This is a genomic window from Sulfitobacter sp. F26204 (genome assembly GCF_026410305.1).
Classification (GTDB): domain Bacteria; phylum Pseudomonadota; class Alphaproteobacteria; order Rhodobacterales; family Rhodobacteraceae; genus Sulfitobacter.
This window is the reverse complement of sequence record NZ_JAPMLQ010000002.1, coordinates 633,445-654,921: the sequence shown is the minus strand read 5'-3', so window position 1 is coordinate 654,921 and position 21,477 is coordinate 633,445. Positions and strand designations below refer to the sequence as shown.

Sequence of the window (21,477 nt, the reverse complement as noted above, 5' to 3'; positions counted from 1 at the left end):
GTTACAGCCCCCTGACCATCGGCATGCCGAGGATCTTTGCATCAATTTCACCCGCAGGCGCATCTGTCCTGACCGCCACACGCAATTTTGCCGAACGCGCACGCGGATTGTCTTCCAACTCTTGATCATCCGGCCCGATCGCCTTGCGCTTTTTCACGTCAAACCGCGGTGTGTCGCGGTTGGTTTCAGGCGCAAATCGATTTGCATTGCCCCCCCCGCCGGAGCGCGCCGTCAGAAAGCGTTTGACCATGCGGTCCTCGACGGAATGAAAGGTCACAACGGCCAATTGTCCGCCGGGCTTTAACGCCCGTTCTGCAGCCATAAGACCCTGAAACAACTCACCATATTCATTATTTACAGCGATCCTAAGTCCCTGAAAGCTACGTGTTGCAGGATGGCTTTGCCCCGGTTTGGAACGTGGCAAGCAGCCCTCGACCAGCTTCGCGAGTTTCAGCGTTGAGGTAATCGGTGCCTCGTTTCGTGCCCGTACAATCGCTGCGGCAATCCTGCGCGACGCACGTTCCTCCCCGTATTGGAACAGGATGTTGGCAATAAGTTCTTCTTCGGCCTCGTTGACGATGTCTGCTGCGGATGGTCCTTCCTGTGACATCCGCATATCCAGCGGCCCGTCGCGCATGAAGGAAAATCCACGCTCGGCGAGGTCCAACTGCATTGATGACACGCCAAGGTCCAGCACGACGCCGTCCAGATCCTGCGCATATTCATCCATCCGGGAAAATACACCCTGCTGCATCACCAGCCGGTCACCATAATCGCCCGCCCATACCGCCGCCATCTCGAATGCCAATGGGTCACGATCGACCGCGATCACCCGTGACGCACCAGCGTCAAGGAAACCACGGGTATAGCCGCCCGCCCCGAATGTACCGTCGAGCCAAACACCTTCAACAGGTGCAACCGCATCCAGAATAGGACGTAGCAAAACCGGAATATGTGGGGCAGGATCTGTATTTTCGGGGGCCGCAGCAGCCATTGTCTTTATTCCCCCGAAGGACCGTCGAGGAACGCCATCGGATCAAAATCCTCAGGTAGATCGTCCAGCCATTCCTGTTCTTTCGCGCGTTCGACGGTGTCATAGGTCTCGGTCTTCCAGATCTGGAAGGTATCACCTGCGGCAATAAAGAACGCTTCGTTCTCGAGGTCGATTTTCTGACGCAGTTTGGCAGGCAGTACCAAGCGTCCGGTCTCATCAACGGTTGTTGGAAAGGACTGGCCGTGGAACAGACGCTGCAACATCTTGCGCTCCATCGAGCCACGCGGCAAAGCGTCGATCTTTGCGTCCACCTCGTCAATCGCGTTCATGGTATAACATTCAAGATAGGAACGGCGGTGATCGCCGTAGACAATTACCAGTTCAGGGTTTTCGCCGGATTTCCAGTTCGGGTCGCCTGCCTCCAGCACACGCCGAAAAGAGGCTGGGATAGACACCCGCCCCTTCGCATCGACCTTGTGGTGGCTTTCGCCTCTGAACCTTCGGCTCACTGTACTATGTTCCTGCCTGCGCCAGGTCGTCCGTCCCACCGGAAAACCCTGTGTTAGATGTAGAAACGGCGGGCTTGATCTGCTGCCACTGATCAACCCGCCGCCTCTGTCCCGCTTTGCGGGGAAGTCCGACTGCGCGCGCCACCTGGGGGGATGTCTGCTCGCTCGCGCGCCGGATCTCTTGGTCTGATGAAAGCGAGGTGCCTGTATGAAACCTGCTAGGTTTTGTTTTTATGTGGGGTCGTTTGGTGCCCCGTGTTCCCGTTCTCATCCGATGCACTAGGGATGCCATGGGAATTCATGGGCGTCTACAATTAATTTGCAATTTATCCCCTAAATATGGTTTCCCACAGGGGTCCAAAACAAGATATAGCGTTCCGACAATTCGAATTTTTAGCTTAATTTGCTATATTAACTTAGAATACCACAATATATTGTGCCATCAGGCGAAGCCCCAAAATCTCCCATGAATTCCCAAAAAACTTCACACACAGTTTTATCCACAGGCAATGTTCCACGCTTGTTCTCAAGGCTGACTGTATTTCTTGCCCCGAATCAAGCCCTGTCTCACGAAATTGATTCGGTTTCAGCGGATTTCAGCGCAATGCTGCGGCGGATTCATGCTTTAGTCCCACGTTTTCCCGTACGGTGACCCATGCATTCCCAGCCATGTCCGACGCGAAGCCTCGGAAACCGGTTACATCGCTGCATCTTGCTTCTTTTGGTCCAAGCCGCCACAAGACCCCCATTAAGCAACGGAGCCTTACATGAACACCGCATTGGCAATTCTTGCCCACGCCCTGCGCATGCTGATCTTTGAAACAGCGGCCACGTTGCGGGTGATCATGCCGGCCGTGGTGCTGGTAATAGGCTGTAGCATCGGCGTGGCCCTGCTCTCTCCCGATCTGGTGGCCTTTATGCAAGACACCCAGGATACAGGCAAAACCCTGCGCCCTGATGATCTGTTGAACATGGTGTTTTTCGGGTTGGTCGGCCTTTTGGGTTATGCGCTGATGGCCGTATTGTGGCATCGGCACGTTTTGTTGAATGGTGCCGAACAGCGCGAAAACCTGCGCCCGAACCTCAGCATCTTTCTGGGTTATGTCTGGCGGGCTGTTGTGGTCGGATGCGCGCAAGTACTGGCAGCGATCCCGATCAGTTTGGCCATGGGGGGACTGGGGTTGCTTCTGATACGGGACAATCCCGACGGCATGGCAACCATGTTGATCGGTTTTCTGGGCGGGCTGGCCTTTATCTGGATCGCCCTGCGTCTCAGCCTGGCCCTCCCCGCCGCGGCCATCGGCTATACCATGACCCTTGGTGAAAGCTGGCAGATCACGAAACCGCTTTCTGCCCAACTCTGGGGGGTTGGTTTGTTGCTCTCGGGGCTGAACGTCTGCGTCTATATAGTGACGAATGCCGTGCTGCCCGATGTAGGTATCATCGCCGTCATCGCGCAAACACTGGTTTTCATTTTGGAAGGTTTGGTCTTTATTTCGGTGCTGACCACGCTTTACGGCTATATGGTCGAGGGGCGATCATTGGGGCAATAGCCCCTCAGGACAGCTTCAGGCCATCCCGCCCTCAATCAACCCCTTGGCAATCCGCGCATAGGCCTGCGCCATCGGCCCTTCACCGGCGGCAATCGGTGTGCCGCCATCGCCCGCCAGCCGTGTCTCAAGATCAATCGGCAATGCGCCCAACAACGGGACCGACATCTTTTCGGCCTCGGCCTTCACCCCGCCAGAGCCGAATATCTCATGTTCGGCACCGCAATCGGGACAGACAAACAGCGACATGTTCTCGATCAAACCCAGCACAGGTGTCTTGAGCGTCGCGAACATATCAAGTGCCTTGCGGGCATCAATCAGCGCAACATCCTGCGGGGTGCTCACCACAATCGCCCCTGTCAGCTCGGATTTGGTACAAAGTGTGAGTTGCACATCGCCTGTCCCCGGTGGCAGATCGACGATCAACACATCCAGTTCGCCCCATTCCACCTGTCCCAACATCTGTTGCAAGGCACCCATCAACATCGGCCCACGCCAGACAACTGCCTTGCCCTCTTCCATCATGAATCCAATCGACATCAGCGTCACACCATGCGCATGCAAGGGGATGATCGTCTTGCCATCAGGGCTGGCGGGCTTCTTGTTGACCCCCATCATACGTGGAATGCTGGGGCCATAAATATCCGCATCCAGCAAACCCACCTTGCGACCGGCCCGCGCCAGGGCGACTGCGAGGTTTGTGCTGATGGTCGATTTGCCCACGCCCCCCTTACCTGACCCGATTGCCAGAATACGTTGTACGCCGCTTGGTTTTCGCGGCCCATCCTGCGGCTTGGGATGCCCGCCGACTTTCAGGCTGGGCGGCGCGGAAGGTTTGGCAGCGGGGCCATGCGCAGTCAAAGCCACCTGGGCCTGCGTGACACCCGGCACCGCCAGCACCGCTTTTTCCGCGGCATCCCGCAGCGGGCCCATCTGGCGGGCGACTTCCGCATTCGGAGCTTCGACAACAAAGCGCACAATAGAACCCTCAATGGAGAGCGCCCGCACCAGGTCATGCGCCATCAAACTCTGCCCGTCTGGCAGGCTGACACGCTCAAGTGCGGCTTGGATCTCGGCTTTGGTCGGGGATATAGGCGTGGACATTGGCGCGGCTCCTTACAACAGATGGTTCCGAAAGACATCGCAGTTTCCACAAGGGACGCAAGGGGGCGCGGCCATTTGCGCAGGTGTCGGCCCGCAGCCAACGATGCCGCAACGCCGCATCCATGCGATTGCCGCATAGCAGCATTGCAAAGACAATCATTGTGCATCCGCAGCAAATATTCAATTATTTACCTATCGAAGCAGCGCAAGCCGCTTCAACAGAAAGACCAGACAAGCTTATCCTCCTCCCGAGCAAGTCTGTATTTTGGCAGCGGTATCTCCTCCCAGATATCGCTGCCCCTTTTCTCGCCTTCCCCTATGCCTTCACGCTCCGGTGCCTCCTCCAGGAGATTGTTTCCCTTTTATTAACAGTTGGTTGCCGCGATGTTCCCTATGCAGAAACCGCATACCGGCTTTGCCTGAACGGGCGTTGTTTGCTGAATCAAAAGGCGTATGTACAGCTCAACAGAAACACAGACACAGTAAAAAGTTGAGGTGCCCCAATGGCATATTCGAATGTATCATCCGCCAATATTGAAACCCTTGGCATGCGTGTATCGCGCCTGATCACCCCATTGATCACCCGCTACAAACGTCACCGCCTGTACCGCGCAACCTTTGACGGGTTGAACGCGCTGACCCAACGTGAATTGGCTGACCTGGGGCTGCACCGTTCCGAACTGCATCATGTTGCACTGGAATCAGCGGCCAAAGCCGACATTTAATTTGAATCGGACACAACGCGCCTCCCCGCGATGTGTCTGAGCTGCTGCGGCCTGCCCTTCCTCCCCTGAAATGGCCGCCCGCGCAGCACTGACTCGAAGCCGATCCTCCCAGATGCTTCGGGCTGACAAAGAAACAGCCGTACCTTCCTCCCAAGGTGCGGCTGTTTTCTGTTCCATTCTCTGGTTGAACTGTTTTGGTAACCGCTCTCGGCGAAAGTCCGAGACAAGCCATAGCCCAGCCATACAAGGGATTTTCTTTCGACCTGGACCTTACCGCTTTTATGGCTAAAGACAGGAACCTGGTACGCAAAACCCATTGTCTGCGCGGCCTGGAAAAATCCAGCGCAAGTGCCTTCCCCGATTGCAAGTGCAATGCAAGGAATCCCTCTGCATATTTCTGAAAATCCTAGATCAACGGCTCACTCTATTACAGTGACCAAGTCGAACTGTCGGGCCTAATGCCCATCGATCGCCCCATATCCTGTCGAAATTATTTGCAGAAAACGGGCAGGTTCCAGTTTAGAACGGCACATCGTCACAACCTGTGACAAAGCGGGAGACAACTTTTTTCCGACCCGCCTTTTCAAAGTCGACCTCCAGCTTGTCACCTTCGATGTCGATAATCGCACCATATCCGAACTTCTGGTGGAACACCCGTTCCCCCATCACAAAGCTGCTGACCGCCTTCATATCAATCGTGACATTTCTGGCCTCCGACGGCTGCGACATTCCGCGTTCACCAGAACGCGCCTGCAACCGTCTCCAGCCTGGCGAATTATAAACGTTTGCCTCTGCTGCTTTCTCATGCAGGTTACTGGTCGGCATGGCCACACCAAATCCGCCACCATATAATCCCGGCGGTGTCAGGACGTCGACGTGATCCGCCGGCAGTTCGTCAATGAATCGTGATGGCATCGCACTTTGCCACTGTCCAAATACCCGGCGGTTCGCCGCAAAACTGATCGTGCAAAGCGCTTCTGCCCGCGTGATCCCCACATAGGCCAGCCGCCGCTCTTCTTCCAGGCCTTTGATACCGCTTTCATCCATCGAGCGTTGTGACGGGAACAACCCGTCCTCCCATCCGGGTAAAAACACCACCGGAAACTCCAAGCCCTTGGACGCATGCAGCGTCATGATTGACACTTTCGCGCCGCCCTCGTCGCTTTCATTGTCCATGATCAGGCTGACGTGTTCCAGAAACCCTTGCAGGTTCTCGAACTGCTCCAACGCCTTGACCAATTCCTTGAGGTTCTCAAGACGTCCCGGCGCTTCGGGCGTCTTGTCGTTCTGCCACATGCCGGTATAGCCGGATTCGTCCAGAATAATCTCTGCCAGCTCCATATGCGACATCACGGGTGGGCCGTATTCAACCCGCGCAACTTCAATACCGCCATCATCGAGCACGCTATCGTCAGGTGGCGCCTGCATCACCGGCCCGCGCAGCTTGCCGTTCCACCGCTCGATCCCGTCAATCAGCTGACGCAACTGCGCGCCGCCCTTGCCGCCCAACCCGTCATTGGCCAGCAAAATCCGCGCGCCATCGACAAGGTTCACGCCGTGTTCCCGCGCTGTCATCTGGATTTTCTGCTGTGCCTTGTCGCCCAGTCCGCGTTTAGGCGTATTTACAATCCGCTCAAACGCCAGATCATCATCGGGGCTGGTCACAATGCGGAAATAGGCCATCGCATCGCGGATCTCCATCCGCTCGTAAAACCGTGGTCCGCCGATCACCCGGTAAGGTAACCCAATCGTCAGAAACCGGTCTTCAAAGGCGCGCATCTGGTGCGACGCCCGCACCAAAATCGCCATATGATCGAGACTGACGGCCTCCATTCCCCGCGTGCCACGTTGCATGGCCTCAACTTCATCACCAATCCAACGTGCCTCTTCCTCGCCGTCCCAATGGCCGATCAGACGGACCTTCTCGCCTTCCTCACGATCGGTCCACAACGTCTTGCCCAGGCGCCCCTCATTGCCTGCGATCACGCCTGAGGCTGCCGCCAGAATATGCGGCGTCGAGCGATAATTCTGCTCCAGCTTGACCACATGCGCGCCGGGGAAATCCGTCTCGAACCGCAGGATGTTGCCCACCTCGGCCCCGCGCCAGCCATAGATCGACTGATCGTCATCCCCGACGCAGCAAATGTTCCTGTGCCCCTGTGCCAACAAGCGCAGCCATAGATACTGTGCTACGTTGGTATCCTGATATTCATCCACAAGTATATATTTGAACCAACGCTGGTACTGCTCGAGCACATCCGCATGTTTCTGGAAAATCGTCACCATATGCAGCAGAAGATCGCCGAAATCGGTCGCATTCAGTTCCAGCAGACGCGCCTGATAGGCAGCATAGATCTCGGAGCCGCGATGATTGTACAACCCTGCATCCGACGCCGGCACCTTGTCCGGTGTCAATGCCCGGTTCTTCCAGCCGTCAATTATCCCCGCCAGCATCCGCGCAGGCCAGCGTTTGTCATCAATATTCTCGGCGCGGATCAACTGCTTGAGCAATCTCAACTGGTCGTCGGAATCCAGAATCGTAAAGTTTGACTTCAACCCCACCAATTCCGCATGCCGCCGTAACAATTTCACACATATCGCATGAAAAGTGCCCAGCCAGGGCATCCCCTCGATCTGCTGACCCAACATCGAACCGACACGGTTTTTCATCTCCCGTGCGGCCTTGTTGGTAAAGGTCACCGCCAGAATTTCATTGGGACGCGCCCGCCCGGTATTCATCAAATGGACAATCCGTGCCGTCAGCGCCTTGGTCTTTCCCGTACCGGCACCGGCCAACATCAAGACTGGCCCGTCCATCTGTTCAACCGCCGCCCGCTGCGCAGGGTTCAATCCGTCCAAATAGGGCTGAGGCCGCGCGGCCATGGCACGTGCGGACAGCGATGCGCCTTCAAAGGCGTCCATTTCATCAAAACTGCTCATGTTCCCAGACTAGCCAATGAACGGCCAAAGGAAAACCCGTGTTCTACACATGTTCCCCTTCTCTTTTGACATTGAATGCCACTGCGCGACACTGGCCACAGGTCAGACATCACCGCAGGCATACTGCCGATCTTCGCGGCTGGACAATCCAGCGGCCTTGGGCGCAAATACCCCATGGATCTGCACCGCAAATATCCCGCGCTCACCGATCTGCGCAGTGCCGCACACAAACGAATCCCAAAATTCGTCTGGGATTATCTCGACAGCGGTACAGGCGCAGAGGCAGCCAAGGCGCGTAACCGTCAGGAACTCGACAGGATTGGTTTTTTGCCGTCAATTCTACACGGCGAACTCAAACCCGACCTGCGCACCAGTCTTTTCGGTCGCGATTTGCCCCTTCCCTTCGGCATCGCACCGATTGGCATGTCCGGACTGATATGGCCCGGAGCAGAACCGCACCTCGCAGCAACGAGCAAAAGCCACAACATCCCATATTGTATCTCTACGGTTGCCACTCAAAGCCCCGAAGACATCGCGCCCCATCTTGGCGAAAACGCCTGGTTTCAACTTTATCCTCCGCGGGACCCCACCATCCGCACAGACATGCTGACCCGCGCCAGAACTGCAGGCTTCAACGCGCTTGTGCTCACCGTGGATGTGCCCGAATCGTCGCGCCGGGAACGTCAGGTGCGCTCTGGCCTGACCAACCCCCCTACCATCACACCCCGCATCCTTGCCCAGATCATGACCTGTCCCACATGGGCGTTCAGAACCGCAAAACGCGGCATGCCGCGCATGCGTGGCATTGACAAATATATCAATGCCTCGACCAAAGGCATGTCGCCAACTGCTCATATGGGTTATCTTCTGCGCACCTCCCCCGATTGGGATTATGTCAAATGGTTACGCGATGCCTGGCAGGGACCCTTTATCATTAAAGGCGTGATGCACCCGGACGATGCAGCCGCACTGGAAAAAACTGGTGTTGATGCGATCTGGGTCTCCAATCATGCGGGCCGTCAATTCGACGGCACCCCTGCCAGTGTCGAAGCGCTCCCCGCGATCCGGGCGGCCACCAAACTGCCAGTTATTTTTGACAGCGGTGTTGAAAACGGCCTCGACATTCTGCGCGCCCTTGCTTTGGGAGCGGATTTTGTGATGCTGGGCCGTGCGTTTCACTTTGCCCTTGGGGCTCTGGGCGCAAAGGGCCCGGATCACTTGATCGACATTCTCACCAAAGACATGATTGCCAACATGGGCCAACTCGGCGCTGCTGATCTCAAATCCCTACCCCCACCGCTGCAACTTGCCTGATTTTTCAATCGTTACAGAAATGTTGCAACTTTCTGCCTTCCGGTATTGCGCCGCAACGCAGCAACACTAAACTGCCGAAAATTTTAGCTGCCGGAGGCTTCCATGCCCGAATTCTCAAAGATCCTCATCGCCAACCGCGGCGAAATTGCCATTCGTATCATGCGAGCTGCCAACGAAATGGGCAAGAAAACTGTCGCGGTCTACGCCGAAGAGGACAAACTCGGTCTGCACCGTTTCAAGGCGGATGAAGCCTATCGGATTGGCGAGGGTCTTGGCCCTGTCGCGGCCTATCTAAGCATCGATGAAATAATCCGCGTCGCAAAAGCCTCTGGCGCAGATGCAATTCATCCCGGTTACGGCCTATTGTCGGAAAACCCGGATTTTGTCGACGCCTGCGAAAACAATGGAATTACCTTCATCGGCCCGCGTGCCGAAACCATGCGCGCCCTGGGCGACAAAGCCTCCGCCCGCCGTGTCGCGATAGAAGCAGGCGTACCTGTCATTCCCGCCACCGAGGTGCTGGGTGACGATATGGAAGCCATCCGCAAGGAGGCCAAGAAAGTCGGCTATCCTTTCATGCTAAAGGCCTCATGGGGCGGCGGCGGACGTGGCATGCGTCCGATCTATGAAGAGAGTGAACTCGAAGAGAAAGTTCTCGAAGGGCGCCGAGAGGCCGAAGCTGCCTTTGGTAACGGCGAAGGCTATCTGGAAAAAATGATTCTCAAGGCCCGCCACGTCGAGGTGCAGATCCTCGGCGACAAACATGGCGAGATCTATCACCTGTTTGAACGTGACTGCTCTGTCCAGCGGCGCAACCAGAAGGTCGTCGAACGCGCCCCCGCCCCCTATCTAAGTGATGACCAACGCGCTGAAATCTGCGCTTTGGGCCGCAAAATCTGCGCCCATGTCGGATACGAATGCGCCGGAACTGTTGAATTCCTGATGGATATGGCGGACGGGAAATTCTACTTCATCGAAGTGAACCCGCGTGTCCAGGTTGAACACACTGTCACCGAAGAAGTCACTGGCATCGACATTGTTCAGGCCCAGATCCTGATCGCTGAGGGCAAGACCATCGCCGAGGCCACTGGCAAAGCCAGCCAGGATGACATTGTCCTCACTGGTCACGCGTTGCAAACCCGTATCACGACCGAAGACCCACTGAATAATTTCATACCTGATTACGGCCGCATCACCGCGTTTCGCGAAGCCACAGGTATGGGCATCCGTCTTGACGGCGGCACGGCCTATTCCGGTGGCGTGATCACGCGTTACTATGATTCCCTGCTGATGAAAGTCACGGCCAAGGCACAAACGCCCGAAGCCGCCATCGCCCGCATGGACCGCGCCCTGCGCGAATTCCGCATCCGCGGCGTCGCCACCAACATTGCCTTTGTCGAGAACCTGCTGAAACACCCGACGTTCCTAGACAATACCTACCACACGAAATTCATCGATGAGACACCGGACCTCTTTAGCTTCAAAAAACGCCGTGACCGCGCCACCAAGGTGCTGGTTTACATCGCTGACATCACCGTGAACGGCCATCCAGAGACCAAGGATCACGCCCGCCCCGGCTCGCAGCTACGTGCGCCCAAACCGCCCGCAAACCGGGCAGAACCACAGATGGGTACCCGCAACCTGTTGGAACAAAAAGGCCCGCAGGCCGTCGCGGACTGGATGTCACAGCAACGTCAATTGCTGATCACGGACACCACCATGCGCGACGGACACCAGAGCTTGCTCGCTACGCGGATGCGGTCTCATGACATGATCAAGGTTGCGCCGGCCTATGCGGCCAATCTGCCCTCGCTCTTTTCGGTAGAATGCTGGGGTGGTGCCACCTTTGACGTTGCCTACCGTTTCCTGCAGGAATGTCCGTGGCAGCGCTTGCGCGATCTGCGCGAAGCCATGCCCAACGTCATGACGCAAATGTTGTTGCGTGCTTCAAATGGCGTGGGTTACACCAACTATCCGGACAATGTCGTGCAGTTCTTTGTCGCCCAGGCCGCAAAATCCGGCGTCGATGTCTTTCGCGTCTTCGACAGTCTGAACTGGGTCGAAAACATGCGCGTCGCCATGGATGCGGTGATCGACGCAGGCAAGGTCTGCGAAGGCACGATCTGTTACACCGGTGACATCTTTGATCCGAATCGCGCAAAATACGACCTGAAATACTATGTTGCGATGGGTAAGGAATTGAAAGCCGCCGGTGCACATGTCCTTGGCCTCAAGGACATGGCCGGCCTGCTGAAACCGGCCCAGGCACGTGTCCTGGTCAAAGCCCTGAAATCCGAGGTCGGCCTGCCGATCCACTTCCACACCCATGACACTGCTGGTATTGCCTGCGCCACGATCCTTGCGGCAAGCGAGGCGGGCGTCGACGCCGTCGATTGTGCCATGGACGCTTTTTCCGGCAACACCTCCCAGGCCACGCTTGGCTCTGTGGTCTCTGCACTGCAACATACCGACCGCGACACCGGGCTTTCGATGCAGGCCATCCGCGAGATTTCGGATTACTGGGAAGACGTGCGTCACCAGTACAGTGCATTTGAAACCGGCATGCAGGCACCAAGTTCGGAGGTTTACCTGCATGAAATGCCCGGAGGCCAGTTCACCAACCTCAAGGCACAGGCAGCAAGTCTTGGTCTTGATGACCGCTGGCCGGAAGTGGCGCGCACCTATGCCGAGGTCAATCAGATGTTCGGCGATATCGTCAAGGTAACGCCCAGTTCTAAAGTTGTCGGCGACATGGCACTAATGATGGTTTCACAAGGGTTGACCCGCGCCGAAGTCGAAGACCCAAGCACCGAGGTCGCCTTTCCCGAATCAGTCATCGACATGATGCGCGGCAACCTCGGACAACCGCCCGGCGGCTTCCCTGCGACAATCGTAAACAAAGCGCTGAAAGGTGACATGCCCAACCTTGCCCGCCCCGGTGCCCACCTTGCCCCCGTCGACATCGAGGCCACGCGTGCAGACCTTTCCAAACAACTGGAGGGGATGGCGATCGATGATGAAGACCTTGCCGGATACCTGATGTATCCGAAGGTTTTTCTTGACTACATGGGCCGCCACCGGGAATACGGCCCCGTGCGCACAATGCCGACACCGACGTTCTTTTTCGGAATGGAGCCGGGCGAAGAAGTCAGTGCCGAGATCGATCCGGGCAAGACGCTTGAGATCCGGCTACAGGCGGTGGGCGAAACCAGTGAAGACGGTGAAGTAAAAGTCTTCTTCGAACTAAACGGTCAACCCCGCGTGATCCGCGTGCCCAACCGTCTGGTCAAGGCAACCACTATTCAACGCCCCAAGGCCGAAGCGGGCAACGACAAACATATCGGTGCGCCCATGCCCGGTGTCGTCGCCTCTGTCGGGGCGGTGGTTGGTCAGCAGGTTCACGAAGGTGACCTGTTGCTGACCATCGAGGCCATGAAAATGGAAACCGGCATCCATGCCGAAAGGGATGCGGTGGTAAAGTCTGTCCATGTCGCTGCCGGTGGACAGATCGACGCCAAGGATTTGCTGGTCGAATTGGAATAATCTGACAAGCGGGGGAAACCCCGCCTGCCACCCTGTTTGCAACCTTGCCTTGGCTGACATTTTCCGGTGCTTCAAGATTCCTGCGCGACGACCGGAGCATCCTCTGACGCGACGCCGCAGGCTCCGCAATACTTGTAGAAAGAATTCTCGCGCTGTCCGCAGTTACGACAGGCGCTGAACAAACAAAATCCGCAGTGCACACAGAAATCCACTTTGATTTCGTCCTTATCTTCTCCTTTGCGCAGCTTCCTGGCTGCGGCAAACTGGCGGTCGCAACTGGGGCAGACACCATTTGAAATCTTCTTTACTGCCGTTTCATAGGCAATCAACTTGCGCTTTTCGCTTTCTGGTCTGCTCTCTTCGCTTTTCTTCTTTTGCAGATAATGCGCCATGCCTTTGGTGGCGAAATGCGCGAAGAGCAGTGCCAGTACAATCCCAACACTATACCGCACATAACCGCCATAAGACGGCAGATAGGGCACCAGTTCGACAAAAAAGGCGAACAACGAAAAGATTACAAAACCACGGTAGATCGGCCAATAGGTCGACTGACGCTTCTTAAAGATCAACCATGCGGCGATCAAAAGCAGCGGCAAGGTCAATGCCAAGCGCAGCAAAAATACCTTGAGAACCTCGAAGGTTCGCGCCTTTTCATAGGGCTCAACCGCATTTTCCACAATTTGCCCACGTTCATTCTTTACTTTCGCCAAATCGCGTTTGGCCTGCACAATATCCTGACCCAGTCCATTCACCCTGCGCTGGGCGGTGCGCTCTTCCAGCTTGAGCAACTCAACCGCCCTGACCCGGTCCACCACTTCTGCGTTCTGGCTCTCAGACTGTGTCGCAGAGCGCGTTTTTATCCAGTTTTCAAAGCTCGCCCTCTGGTTCTGATAGTCAAGCGTCCGGGACTCCAACACGAATCTCGCATCTTCAAACTCGTCCTCCAGCTGCTGCAGGCGTGATTGCGCCTGATCAATCCGCGCATCCACGACATCCATCTGTTGCTGATCCAGAAAATCTTCCCGTGAAATTCTTTTGCCTGCTGTCGGTACATCCGACATGATCAAAGAACCTAGCTGGATCAGCAGCGACGCGAACACCACTGACACCAACCACATGACAAGATTATACCAGAACAACGGACGGCGTACGGCTTTCATCGTTTTTCCCTTAATTTGAAACAGTTTTCTGTCTGTTCCTGCTCAACAATCACGTCACGGTAAAATGAAGCAGCTATTCGCTCAAAAGTCACTGATCTATTCCCATCTCTCCGCTGCTCAAAAAGATGAAACGCAGCTCTCAGGCACAATCATGACACCTGAGCAACCTGTCGCATTGCTCACGGAATTTGATCCGCTATCTTTCAATCATCAGAATACGGATCAATTCAATGCCCTACGAATGGAAAACCCCGCCACAGGCGGCGCTTCAGGAAATGCGCCTCTGGCCGCATCAATCCCTACCGGCCCGTGGATTCGCGGCCTTTGTTCTGGCCACCTTCACCATGATTCTCATCCCCTCGTTTGCCCTGCTCGGCACAGTTCTGCTTTGGGGTATCCTGCCCTTTGCATTGATGGCGGTTGCAGGGATCTATTTTGCGCTGCAATCAAACCACAGGTCGCGCCAGATCAATGAAATCCTGACCATCAGTCCGGACCAGGCGCGTCTTGTCCATACGACACCCAAGGGCGAGGTAAAAGAATGGCAGTGCAACCGTTATTGGACCAAGGTCACCAAATACGACAGGGACGGACCCGTTCCGAACTACGTGACGCTGCGTGGTGAGGGCCGCGAGGTCGAAATCGGAGCCTTTCTGAGCGAAGAAGAACGTGTCGAACTGTTCAAAGACCTGCAACGCACCCTGAGCCGTTAGGCAGCTTGTGAAACATCAGTTGCTTTCGCCGACTCTGGCATTGCCCCAGTTTTTCAGAAAAGGCGCACATGAGTGCAACGATGCTTCTCTGCCCCCGTCAAAAGTTAAAGCACTGCATTATGTTTTAGGTTCAGTGCTTTGTTTTTTAACCCAAACAGCAGAGACCTGAAACTACGCTGGCATGACCCATAACAGGTGCCTGAACCTGCTTCACCGGCCTTAGCTCAATAGATCCTTAACCATCGGGCCGACTTTGCCGAAATCCATCTGACCGGTGTATTGCGCCTTGAGCGCCCCTATTACCTTGCCCATGTCGCGAATGCTTTCGGCGCCGATTTCGGCAATTGCCTTTTCCACCGCCGCAGTGGTTTCTGCGTCATTCAATTGACGGGGCAGATATTCTTCTATGATCTTGATTTCGGACATTTCGCGTTCGGCAAGATCCAGACGCCCGCCCTCTTCGTAGGCACGGGCAGATTCCATCCGCTGCTTGGTCATTTTTCCCAGGATCGCAAGAACCTCGGAATCTGCCACCCCTTCATCCGTCCCGGTCGCACGGGCCGCAATATCCTTGTCCTTGATCGCTGCATTGATCAGGCGCAGTGTCGATAGCCGTGCAGCATCCTTGTCTTTCATGGCCTGCTTCAAGGCCTCGGTGATGCGTTTGCGCAAACCCATGTGGAACCGTCCCATCCAAAGAAATCTCAAGATTGCGACCATACCCAAAGCAAACCGTCAAAGCAATGCCCCTACCCCGAGGTTAAGTGACTGTTTTTAAGCAATATCTCATTTACGCTGCACCCTTGACCCTGCCGTCACCGGGCGGTATCCACAGCATCGTTTACCCCATCCACATCTGCCGGAGACTGCTCATGTCCGCGCCTGCACCCACACGCCCGACCGCTTGTCTTGCCCTTGCGGACGGTTCTATTTTTTACGGCATGGGCTTTGGTGCCACTGGCCAGACCGTGGCGGAGTTGTGTTTTAACACAGCGATGACGGGGTATCAGGAAATCATGACCGACCCTTCCTATGCGGGGCAGTTGGTCACCTTTACCTTTCCCCACATCGGCAATACCGGCACCAACGTCGAAGACGACGAAACCACCGATCCGGTAGCAGCAGGCATGATTGTGAAATGGATGCCAACCGACCCGTCCAACTGGCGCAATACCCAGTCGCTTTCCGCATGGCTTGCAGCGCGTGGCCGCATTGCCGTTGGTGGCATCGACACCCGGCGGTTGACCCGCGCCATCCGACATCAGGGTGCCCCTCATGCCGCATTAGCCCATGATCCAGACGGAAATTTCGACATTGCGGCGCTTGTTAACGCCGCCCGCGGCTTTGCCGGGCTTGAAGGCATGGATCTGGCCAAGGATGTTACCTGTGCGCAATCCTACCGTTGGAACGAAATGCGGTGGGCATGGCCGGATGGCTACCCCCAACAACTTGACCCAAAACATAAAGTGATCGCTGTCGACTATGGCGCAAAACGCAATATCTTGCGCTGTCTTGCCTCTGCGGGCTGTGATGTCACCGTATTGCCAGCTTCGGCAACATTTGATGACATCATGGCGCATGATCCTGACGGGCTGTTCCTGTCCAATGGTCCCGGTGATCCGGCAGCGACGGGTGAATATGCGGTTCCTATGATCCGCGAAGTGTTGGACAAGACCGATCTACCGCTTTTCGGTATCTGTCTTGGTCACCAGATGTTGGCGCTGGCCCTTGGTGCCAAAACAACCAAGATGAGCCACGGCCACCATGGGGCGAACCATCCTGTCAAGGACATGGACACTGGCAAAGTCGAAATCACGTCAATGAATCATGGTTTTGCCGTCGATGCGCAAACCCTGCCCACAGGTGTACGCGAAACCCATGTTTCACTGTTTGACGGGTCCAATTGCGGTATTCGACTCGAAGGACGTCCTGTCTGGTCGGTGCAGCACCATCCCGAGGCCTCACCAGGACCGCAGGATAGCTATTATCTGTTCGAACGCTTCGCGCAAGCGATGCAGGAAAACAACATCGAGAAGGTACTGACCTGATCGGGTTCCCACCGTTCCTGCGTTAACTACTTGTTAACCGATCACTGCAAATTTGGCCCTTCATTAACTCTGTCGGGCTATTCATGAGCAAACTACGGCTACATCTCGCTGATCCGCAACTTGCGCGACCGCTTCATCCGCCAATGCCGCTTGGCCGGCATCTGGTTGAAACAGGTGCGATCCGAAACAAGGATCTGGTGCACGCGCTTGATTTACAACAACATGTTGACGCACCGCTGGGAGAAATCCTGATTGCAGAAGGGCTCGCTTCATCGCGCGATGTGTTGGAATGCCTTGCCGCTCAGCACAATACCCAACTGGTCGATCTGCGTGACGATCCTCCGCAACCGGGTCTTGACCTTCATCTGCCCCCCAAACTCTGTCTGGAATACCGTGCTGTCGCATGGATGGATATGGGTGGGGTGTTACTCGTCGCGACCAGCAGGCCGGAATTGTTTGACAAGCTTCGGCAGGCCCTCGGTGAACATGCGCCAACGATCCTGCCGATTGTTGCTTCGGAACAGCAGATTCAAGACGCGATCACAAATACTTATGGGCTAGAGCTCGCGCACAAGGCGGCCACGCGCGTCCCAGCCATATTCAGTTGCCGCACATGGGATGTGACAAGCCGCATTCGCACATTATGGGCCCTGGCAATCATGAGTTTCATCCTCGCCTGTGTGATCATCGCCCCCCTGTGGAGCTTCACCGTCGCGGCCTTGTTTGCTTTTATCACGCTGCTGATGACCTCAACCCTCAAGGCCGCGGCACTTTGGTCACAAATCACCCACAAGGTGCCGGATGCCCCGGTGCCCTTCACGGCCAACCATTCCCTGAATTTCCGCCTGCCACGGGTGTCAATCATGGTACCATTGCTCAAGGAAAGGGAGATCGCCAGCGCGTTGATTGCCCGCCTGACCAAGCTGACTTATCCCAAGGCCTTGTTGGATGTCGTTCTGGTGCTGGAAGAAAGCGATGCCATCACAAGGACGACGCTTGCCCGTACGGCATTACCGTCGTGGGTCAGCGTGATCACCGTCCCTGCGGCCAACAGCCTGACGACCAAACCCCGCGCCTTGAACTATGCACTGGATTTTTGCAAAGGCAGTATCATCGGGATCTGGGATGCAGAAGATGCGCCAGAGCCGGATCAACTGGAACGCGTGGTGGATCGATTTCGCAAGGCACCAGAAAACGTCGCCTGCCTGCAGGGAATCCTGGATTATTACAACCCTCGGGCCAACTGGCTGTCACGTTGTTTTACAATTGAATATGCAACGTGGTGGCGGGTCTTGCTGCCCGGGGTTGCGCGGATGGGGTTGGTCATTCCCTTGGGGGGGACAACCTTGTTTTTTCGCCGTAACATCCTGGAAAAGCTCTCTGGTTGGGATGCACATAATGTCACCGAAGACGCGGATTTGGGCGTAAGACTGGCACGGGCCGGATATGTCACAGAATTGCTGCCCACAGTAACATATGAAGAAGCAAATTGTCGTTTGTGGCCCTGGATCCGGCAACGTTCCCGTTGGCTCAAAGGGTTCCTGATTACATGGTGTGTGCACATGCGCGACCCGCGGCAATTGCTTCGAGACTTGGGATGGTGTCGGTTTATTGGCATTCAGACGATGCTTTTGGCAACGGTAGCACAGTTCTTTTGCGCGCCATTGTTATGGTCCTTCTGGATCGCGATGTTTGGCCTGCCGCATCCGGTACCGCAAACCCTAGGCAATGTGGCCATGTGGTCGATGGTGTCGGTCTTCATACTCTCGTACACCTTGAACCTTGGCATGTCGCTGATGGCGGTTTCCGGTAAGGAACACAGGCATCTCATGTGGTGGGTTTTCACCACTCCCTTTTACTATCCTCTCGGGGCTTTGGCTGCGTTCAAGGGATTGCAGGAATTTGTCGCCAGCCCATTCTTCTGGGACAAGACGGAACATGGTGTGACATCGGCCACGGAGTATCCTCAAAACCTGATTGTTGAGGGACCGCAAATTGCCCCGGTTTCTCCACGGATGTCAGAACTGGAAACGCCTGGGATCGAGGTTTGTGATTCTCTTCCGCACCTCGAACAAAGGTCGCCAGTGAAACAACAGTTTCCGCAGGGTGCCGTCGGTGCCAAATGAACCGGTTCGCAATTGAAGGAACCGGTAAAACCCACAAGAGCGGAACCCGCCAGAAATCAACCTCGTGCCAATCCTAACCGTCGCGTTCGGGCCGGTCCGCTACCTGTTTGAGACGGGTGACAAAAGCCACCGAAATATGCGCCCGCAATGCGGCATCTGCGCCCTCTTCGTCATGGGCTTCGATCATCGAAACGATCTTGCCGTGTTCGGCCTGGGCAATTTCCCCGCGACCCTCAGCCGCCAATGATGTTTCGGCCATCAAGGCCATGGACCGATAGACCAGATCCAGTTGTTGCACCAGGTAACGGTTGTGCGAGGCAAGATGCAGTTGTTTGTGAAACCGCCTGTTGCTGCGTGCCAGAGCCTGCGGCTGATCGATCAGGGCATCATCCGCTTCGACCATTTCGCGCAATACCCGCACCTCTTCCGGGGTTGCGTGGCGCGCCGCAAGACGTGCGGCCAGTCCTTCCAGTTCGGTTCTCACCACATAGAGTTCTGCGGTTTGGTTGTGATCGAGTGACGCCACAATCAGGCTGCGGCCCTCTCGGGCCAGCAAAGATTGTGTCTCAAGCCGTTGCAAGGCCTCGCGAATAGGGGTGCGCGACACATTGAACCGATCGGCTAGTTCACTTTCCACCAGCCGGTCACCGGGCCGGTAGGTCCCCCCGTCAATCGCCTCGAGTATCATCGAATAGGCGTCGGTTGACCCTGATTTGAGCGCAGGCATATTCAATTTCCTCATTGATGCCGGCATCCTACCCAGCCCGCCTGCATGCGCAAGCATCCGTGGCCAGCTCGCTCTTGCGCCGCCCGCGCCAAGCGCCTAACGATGCACTCATGCCACAGACTTCTTTTTCCCATGTCGACACTTGGGTATTTGACCTCGACAATACGCTTTATCCGCCCTCGGCCCGGTTGTTTGATCATATCGAGGTGCGCATGACCGCTTGGGTCATGGCAACCCTCAAGGTAGACAAGGACGAAGCAAACCGTCTGCGGGTTCATTATTGGCATACCCATGGCACGACCCTGGCGGGCCTGATGCGCGAACATGACGTTGATCCCGCACCCTATCTTGAGGATGTGCATGACATTCCCATGGACAGCCTGATTCCCGACCCAGACCTTGCTGCACGGATCAAGGCCCTGCCCGGTCGGCGCATCGTTTATACAAATGGCTGTGCGCCCTATGCCGAACGCGTGCTGGCTGCACGTGGCCTGTCGGGGGTCTTCGATGCGGTCTATGGTGTAGAACACGCCGGTTTTCTGCCCAAACCCGAACGCAGTGCCTTTGACCGGGTATTTGCCACCGATGGTCTGACACCTGAACGGGCCGCGATGTTCGAAGATGATCCGCGCAACCTTGCCGCGCCTTTTGAAATGGGGATGAAGACCGTGCATGTTGCCCCAGATCCGTTTGCCGCTGCACATATTGAGTATCATACGGACGATTTGTCTCACTTCCTTGATCGCTTGACGGAGTAAGCTGGGCACATGAAATATGATTGTGACATCTTGATTTCCGGTGGGGGCATTGCCGGATTGACGGCGGCCGCCGCTTTTGGCACCGCTGGTTTTGATGTCATTTGCGTTGATCCCGCCCCGCCGATAACCGCGCGCGATGCCGAAGGGGCGGACATGCGTTCAACCGCGATGTTGCAACCTGCACGCAAGGTACTGACAGAAGCAGGCCTATGGGAGGCTCTTGCCCCGCATGCGGCCCCATTACAGATCATGCGGCTGATTGATGCAGGTGGACTCATCGCGGAGCCTCGTGTGACACGCGATTTTGACGCGGCAGAGATTTCGGATCAGCCATTCGGCTGGAATTTTCCAAACTGGCTGTTGCGCCGCGAATTGGTGGCGCGACTTAAGCAGCTGGAAAATGTAGATTTCCGACCCGGAACCGGAACGACAGCCCTGTTCACACGCACCGCCGGTGCCAAAGTCAGCCTGAGTGATGCCACCCAGGTAATGACAAGACTGGTCATTGCGGCCGATGGCCGTGACAGTCCGATGCGACAGGCTGCGGGCATCGACGTTAGCACGCGACGCTACGGACAAAAGGCACTGGCTTTTGCAGTCACCCACCCCGCGCCACATCAAAATGTTTCAACTGAAATCCACCGTACCGGCGGACCTTTTACCCTGGTTCCCCTCCCCGACCACAACGGAATACCCTCTTCGGCTGTTGTCTGGATGGACGATGGCGATCGCATTCTGTCCCGCGCTGAAATGGATGTGGCAGCCTTTGAGGCGGTTATGACGGAACGTTCCTGTCACATTCTTGGCCCCCTGACCCTGGCCAGTCCGCGCAACGTCTGGCCAATCATCAGTCAGCACGCTGCCCGCCTCTCAGGAGAGCGCCTTGCCCTGATCGCGGAAGCCGCTCATGTGATGCCGCCCATCGGCGCCCAGGGGTTGAACATGTCCCTTCAGGATGTCGCGAGCCTGCTGCAACTCGCCTTGGCCGATCGCGAGACCCTGGGCAATGCGCAGATGCTCACGGCCTATCACAAGGCGCGCTTCGGTGACATCCGCATGCGCATCAAAGGCATCGATCTGTTGAACCGTGTCTCCCAGGCAAGCCATCCGGCAGCCCGTGATCTTCGTGCCAAGGGGCTGGACGCGCTTTATGCCAAGAAACCGCTACGCAACCTGCTGATGCAGATGGGGCTCGGCGCAAGGTAATTGAACACCCCCTCCGGCAGTGCATGACGCCCCTTTACCCAAGGGTAAGTGGCGACAATA

17 protein-coding genes are annotated in these 21,477 nt (G+C 56.2%); 10 read left to right on the top strand and 7 right to left on the bottom strand.

What is annotated here, in order from left to right; translation table 11 throughout:
- Window position 1 precedes the first annotated feature (1 nt).
- Entirely contained in the window at window positions 2–994 is a 993-nt protein-coding gene (gene rsmH / locus OS190_RS07115) for a 16S rRNA (cytosine(1402)-N(4))-methyltransferase RsmH (protein WP_267157965.1), read from the bottom strand.
- A 5-nt stretch (window positions 995–999) separates the two neighbouring features.
- Complete coding sequence (mraZ, locus tag OS190_RS07110; protein WP_267157964.1) at window positions 1,000–1,503, bottom strand: division/cell wall cluster transcriptional repressor MraZ; 504 nt, start codon at window positions 1,501–1,503, stop codon at window positions 1,000–1,002.
- Window positions 1,504–2,270: 767 nt separating this feature from the next.
- Between mraZ and OS190_RS07105 the strand changes: the two genes are divergently transcribed.
- A complete protein-coding gene (locus tag OS190_RS07105; RefSeq protein WP_267157963.1) occupies window positions 2,271–3,056 on the top strand; it encodes a hypothetical protein in 786 nt (261 codons plus the stop codon).
- A 15-nt stretch (window positions 3,057–3,071) separates the two neighbouring features.
- Here OS190_RS07105 and OS190_RS07100 read toward each other — a convergent pair whose 3' ends face one another.
- Entirely contained in the window at window positions 3,072–4,145 is a 1,074-nt protein-coding gene (locus tag OS190_RS07100) for an Mrp/NBP35 family ATP-binding protein (protein WP_267158319.1), read from the bottom strand.
- Between the two features lie 11 nt (window positions 4,146–4,156).
- On the opposite strand from OS190_RS07100, the gene OS190_RS07095 reads away from it, so the two are divergent.
- Entirely contained in the window at window positions 4,157–4,651 is a 495-nt protein-coding gene (locus tag OS190_RS07095; protein ID WP_267157962.1) for a hypothetical protein, read from the top strand.
- A 9-nt stretch (window positions 4,652–4,660) separates the two neighbouring features.
- Entirely contained in the window at window positions 4,661–4,882 is a 222-nt protein-coding gene (locus OS190_RS07090; RefSeq protein ID WP_267157961.1) for a DUF1127 domain-containing protein, read from the top strand.
- A gap of 519 nt (window positions 4,883–5,401) precedes the next feature.
- Here the strand turns inward: OS190_RS07090 and OS190_RS07085 are convergent.
- Complete coding sequence (locus OS190_RS07085; protein ID WP_267157960.1) at window positions 5,402–7,822, bottom strand: ATP-dependent helicase; 2,421 nt, start codon at window positions 7,820–7,822, stop codon at window positions 5,402–5,404.
- A gap of 174 nt (window positions 7,823–7,996) precedes the next feature.
- Here OS190_RS07085 and OS190_RS07080 point away from each other — a divergent pair, with 174 nt between their 5' ends.
- Together OS190_RS07080 and OS190_RS07075 are read left to right on the top strand one after the other, a co-directional pair.
- The gene (locus tag OS190_RS07080; protein ID WP_267158318.1) at window positions 7,997–9,136 is read left to right on the top strand and encodes an alpha-hydroxy acid oxidase; all 1,140 of its coding nucleotides are present in this window, start codon (window positions 7,997–7,999) and stop codon (window positions 9,134–9,136) included.
- Window positions 9,137–9,238: 102 nt separating this feature from the next.
- A complete protein-coding gene (locus OS190_RS07075) occupies window positions 9,239–12,679 on the top strand; it encodes a pyruvate carboxylase (RefSeq protein WP_267157959.1) in 3,441 nt (1,146 codons plus the stop codon).
- A 71-nt stretch (window positions 12,680–12,750) separates the two neighbouring features.
- On the opposite strand, the gene OS190_RS07070 is transcribed toward OS190_RS07075, so the two are convergent.
- Window positions 12,751–13,839 carry a hypothetical protein gene (locus OS190_RS07070; protein WP_267157958.1) on the bottom strand — a complete coding sequence of 363 codons (1,089 nt, stop codon included), beginning with the start codon at window positions 13,837–13,839 and terminating at the stop codon, window positions 12,751–12,753.
- Window positions 13,840–14,069: 230 nt separating this feature from the next.
- Between OS190_RS07070 and OS190_RS07065 the strand changes: the two genes are divergently transcribed.
- The gene (locus OS190_RS07065; RefSeq protein WP_267157957.1) at window positions 14,070–14,552 is read left to right on the top strand and encodes a DUF2244 domain-containing protein; all 483 of its coding nucleotides are present in this window, start codon (window positions 14,070–14,072) and stop codon (window positions 14,550–14,552) included.
- Between the two features lie 219 nt (window positions 14,553–14,771).
- Here OS190_RS07065 and OS190_RS07060 read toward each other — a convergent pair whose 3' ends face one another.
- Window positions 14,772–15,230 carry a GatB/YqeY domain-containing protein gene (locus OS190_RS07060; protein ID WP_267158317.1) on the bottom strand — a complete coding sequence of 153 codons (459 nt, stop codon included), beginning with the start codon at window positions 15,228–15,230 and terminating at the stop codon, window positions 14,772–14,774.
- 194 nt (window positions 15,231–15,424) lie between these two features.
- On the opposite strand from OS190_RS07060, the gene carA reads away from it, so the two are divergent.
- Window positions 15,425–16,600, top strand: coding sequence for a glutamine-hydrolyzing carbamoyl-phosphate synthase small subunit (gene carA, locus OS190_RS07055; protein WP_267157956.1), 1,176 nt, complete (start codon window positions 15,425–15,427; stop codon window positions 16,598–16,600).
- 83 nt (window positions 16,601–16,683) lie between these two features.
- A complete protein-coding gene (locus OS190_RS07050; RefSeq protein ID WP_267157955.1) occupies window positions 16,684–18,726 on the top strand; it encodes a glycosyltransferase in 2,043 nt (680 codons plus the stop codon).
- Between the two features lie 73 nt (window positions 18,727–18,799).
- Here OS190_RS07050 and OS190_RS07045 read toward each other — a convergent pair whose 3' ends face one another.
- Window positions 18,800–19,453 carry a GntR family transcriptional regulator gene (locus tag OS190_RS07045; protein WP_267157954.1) on the bottom strand — a complete coding sequence of 218 codons (654 nt, stop codon included), beginning with the start codon at window positions 19,451–19,453 and terminating at the stop codon, window positions 18,800–18,802.
- 110 nt (window positions 19,454–19,563) lie between these two features.
- On the opposite strand from OS190_RS07045, the gene OS190_RS07040 reads away from it, so the two are divergent.
- Window positions 19,564–20,211, top strand: a complete 648-nt coding sequence (locus tag OS190_RS07040) for a pyrimidine 5'-nucleotidase (RefSeq protein ID WP_267157953.1) — start codon at window positions 19,564–19,566, stop codon at window positions 20,209–20,211.
- Window positions 20,212–20,220: 9 nt separating this feature from the next.
- Window positions 20,221–21,417, top strand: a complete 1,197-nt coding sequence (locus tag OS190_RS07035) for a UbiH/UbiF family hydroxylase (RefSeq protein WP_267157952.1) — start codon at window positions 20,221–20,223, stop codon at window positions 21,415–21,417.
- The last annotated feature ends 60 nt before the right edge of the window (window positions 21,418–21,477 follow it).

What these genes read in the sequence shown, in the direction of transcription:
- rsmH (WP_267157965.1), bottom strand. Translation starts at nt 994, where the DNA reads ATGGCTGCTGCGGCCCCCGAAAATACAGATCCTGCCCCACATATTCCG.
- OS190_RS07105 (WP_267157963.1), top strand. Translation starts at nt 2,271, where the DNA reads ATGAACACCGCATTGGCAATTCTTGCCCACGCCCTGCGCATGCTGATC.
- OS190_RS07090 (WP_267157961.1), top strand. Translation starts at nt 4,661, where the DNA reads ATGGCATATTCGAATGTATCATCCGCCAATATTGAAACCCTTGGCATG.
- OS190_RS07085 (WP_267157960.1), bottom strand. Translation starts at nt 7,822, where the DNA reads ATGAGCAGTTTTGATGAAATGGACGCCTTTGAAGGCGCATCGCTGTCC.
- OS190_RS07080 (WP_267158318.1), top strand. Translation starts at nt 7,997, where the DNA reads ATGGATCTGCACCGCAAATATCCCGCGCTCACCGATCTGCGCAGTGCC.
- OS190_RS07075 (WP_267157959.1), top strand. Translation starts at nt 9,239, where the DNA reads ATGCCCGAATTCTCAAAGATCCTCATCGCCAACCGCGGCGAAATTGCC.
- OS190_RS07070 (WP_267157958.1), bottom strand. Translation starts at nt 13,839, where the DNA reads ATGAAAGCCGTACGCCGTCCGTTGTTCTGGTATAATCTTGTCATGTGG.
- OS190_RS07065 (WP_267157957.1), top strand. Translation starts at nt 14,070, where the DNA reads ATGCCCTACGAATGGAAAACCCCGCCACAGGCGGCGCTTCAGGAAATG.
- OS190_RS07060 (WP_267158317.1), bottom strand. Translation starts at nt 15,230, where the DNA reads ATGGGTTTGCGCAAACGCATCACCGAGGCCTTGAAGCAGGCCATGAAA.
- carA (WP_267157956.1), top strand. Translation starts at nt 15,425, where the DNA reads ATGTCCGCGCCTGCACCCACACGCCCGACCGCTTGTCTTGCCCTTGCG.
- OS190_RS07050 (WP_267157955.1), top strand. Translation starts at nt 16,684, where the DNA reads ATGAGCAAACTACGGCTACATCTCGCTGATCCGCAACTTGCGCGACCG.
- OS190_RS07045 (WP_267157954.1), bottom strand. Translation starts at nt 19,453, where the DNA reads ATGCCTGCGCTCAAATCAGGGTCAACCGACGCCTATTCGATGATACTC.
- OS190_RS07040 (WP_267157953.1), top strand. Translation starts at nt 19,564, where the DNA reads ATGCCACAGACTTCTTTTTCCCATGTCGACACTTGGGTATTTGACCTC.
- OS190_RS07035 (WP_267157952.1), top strand. Translation starts at nt 20,221, where the DNA reads ATGAAATATGATTGTGACATCTTGATTTCCGGTGGGGGCATTGCCGGA.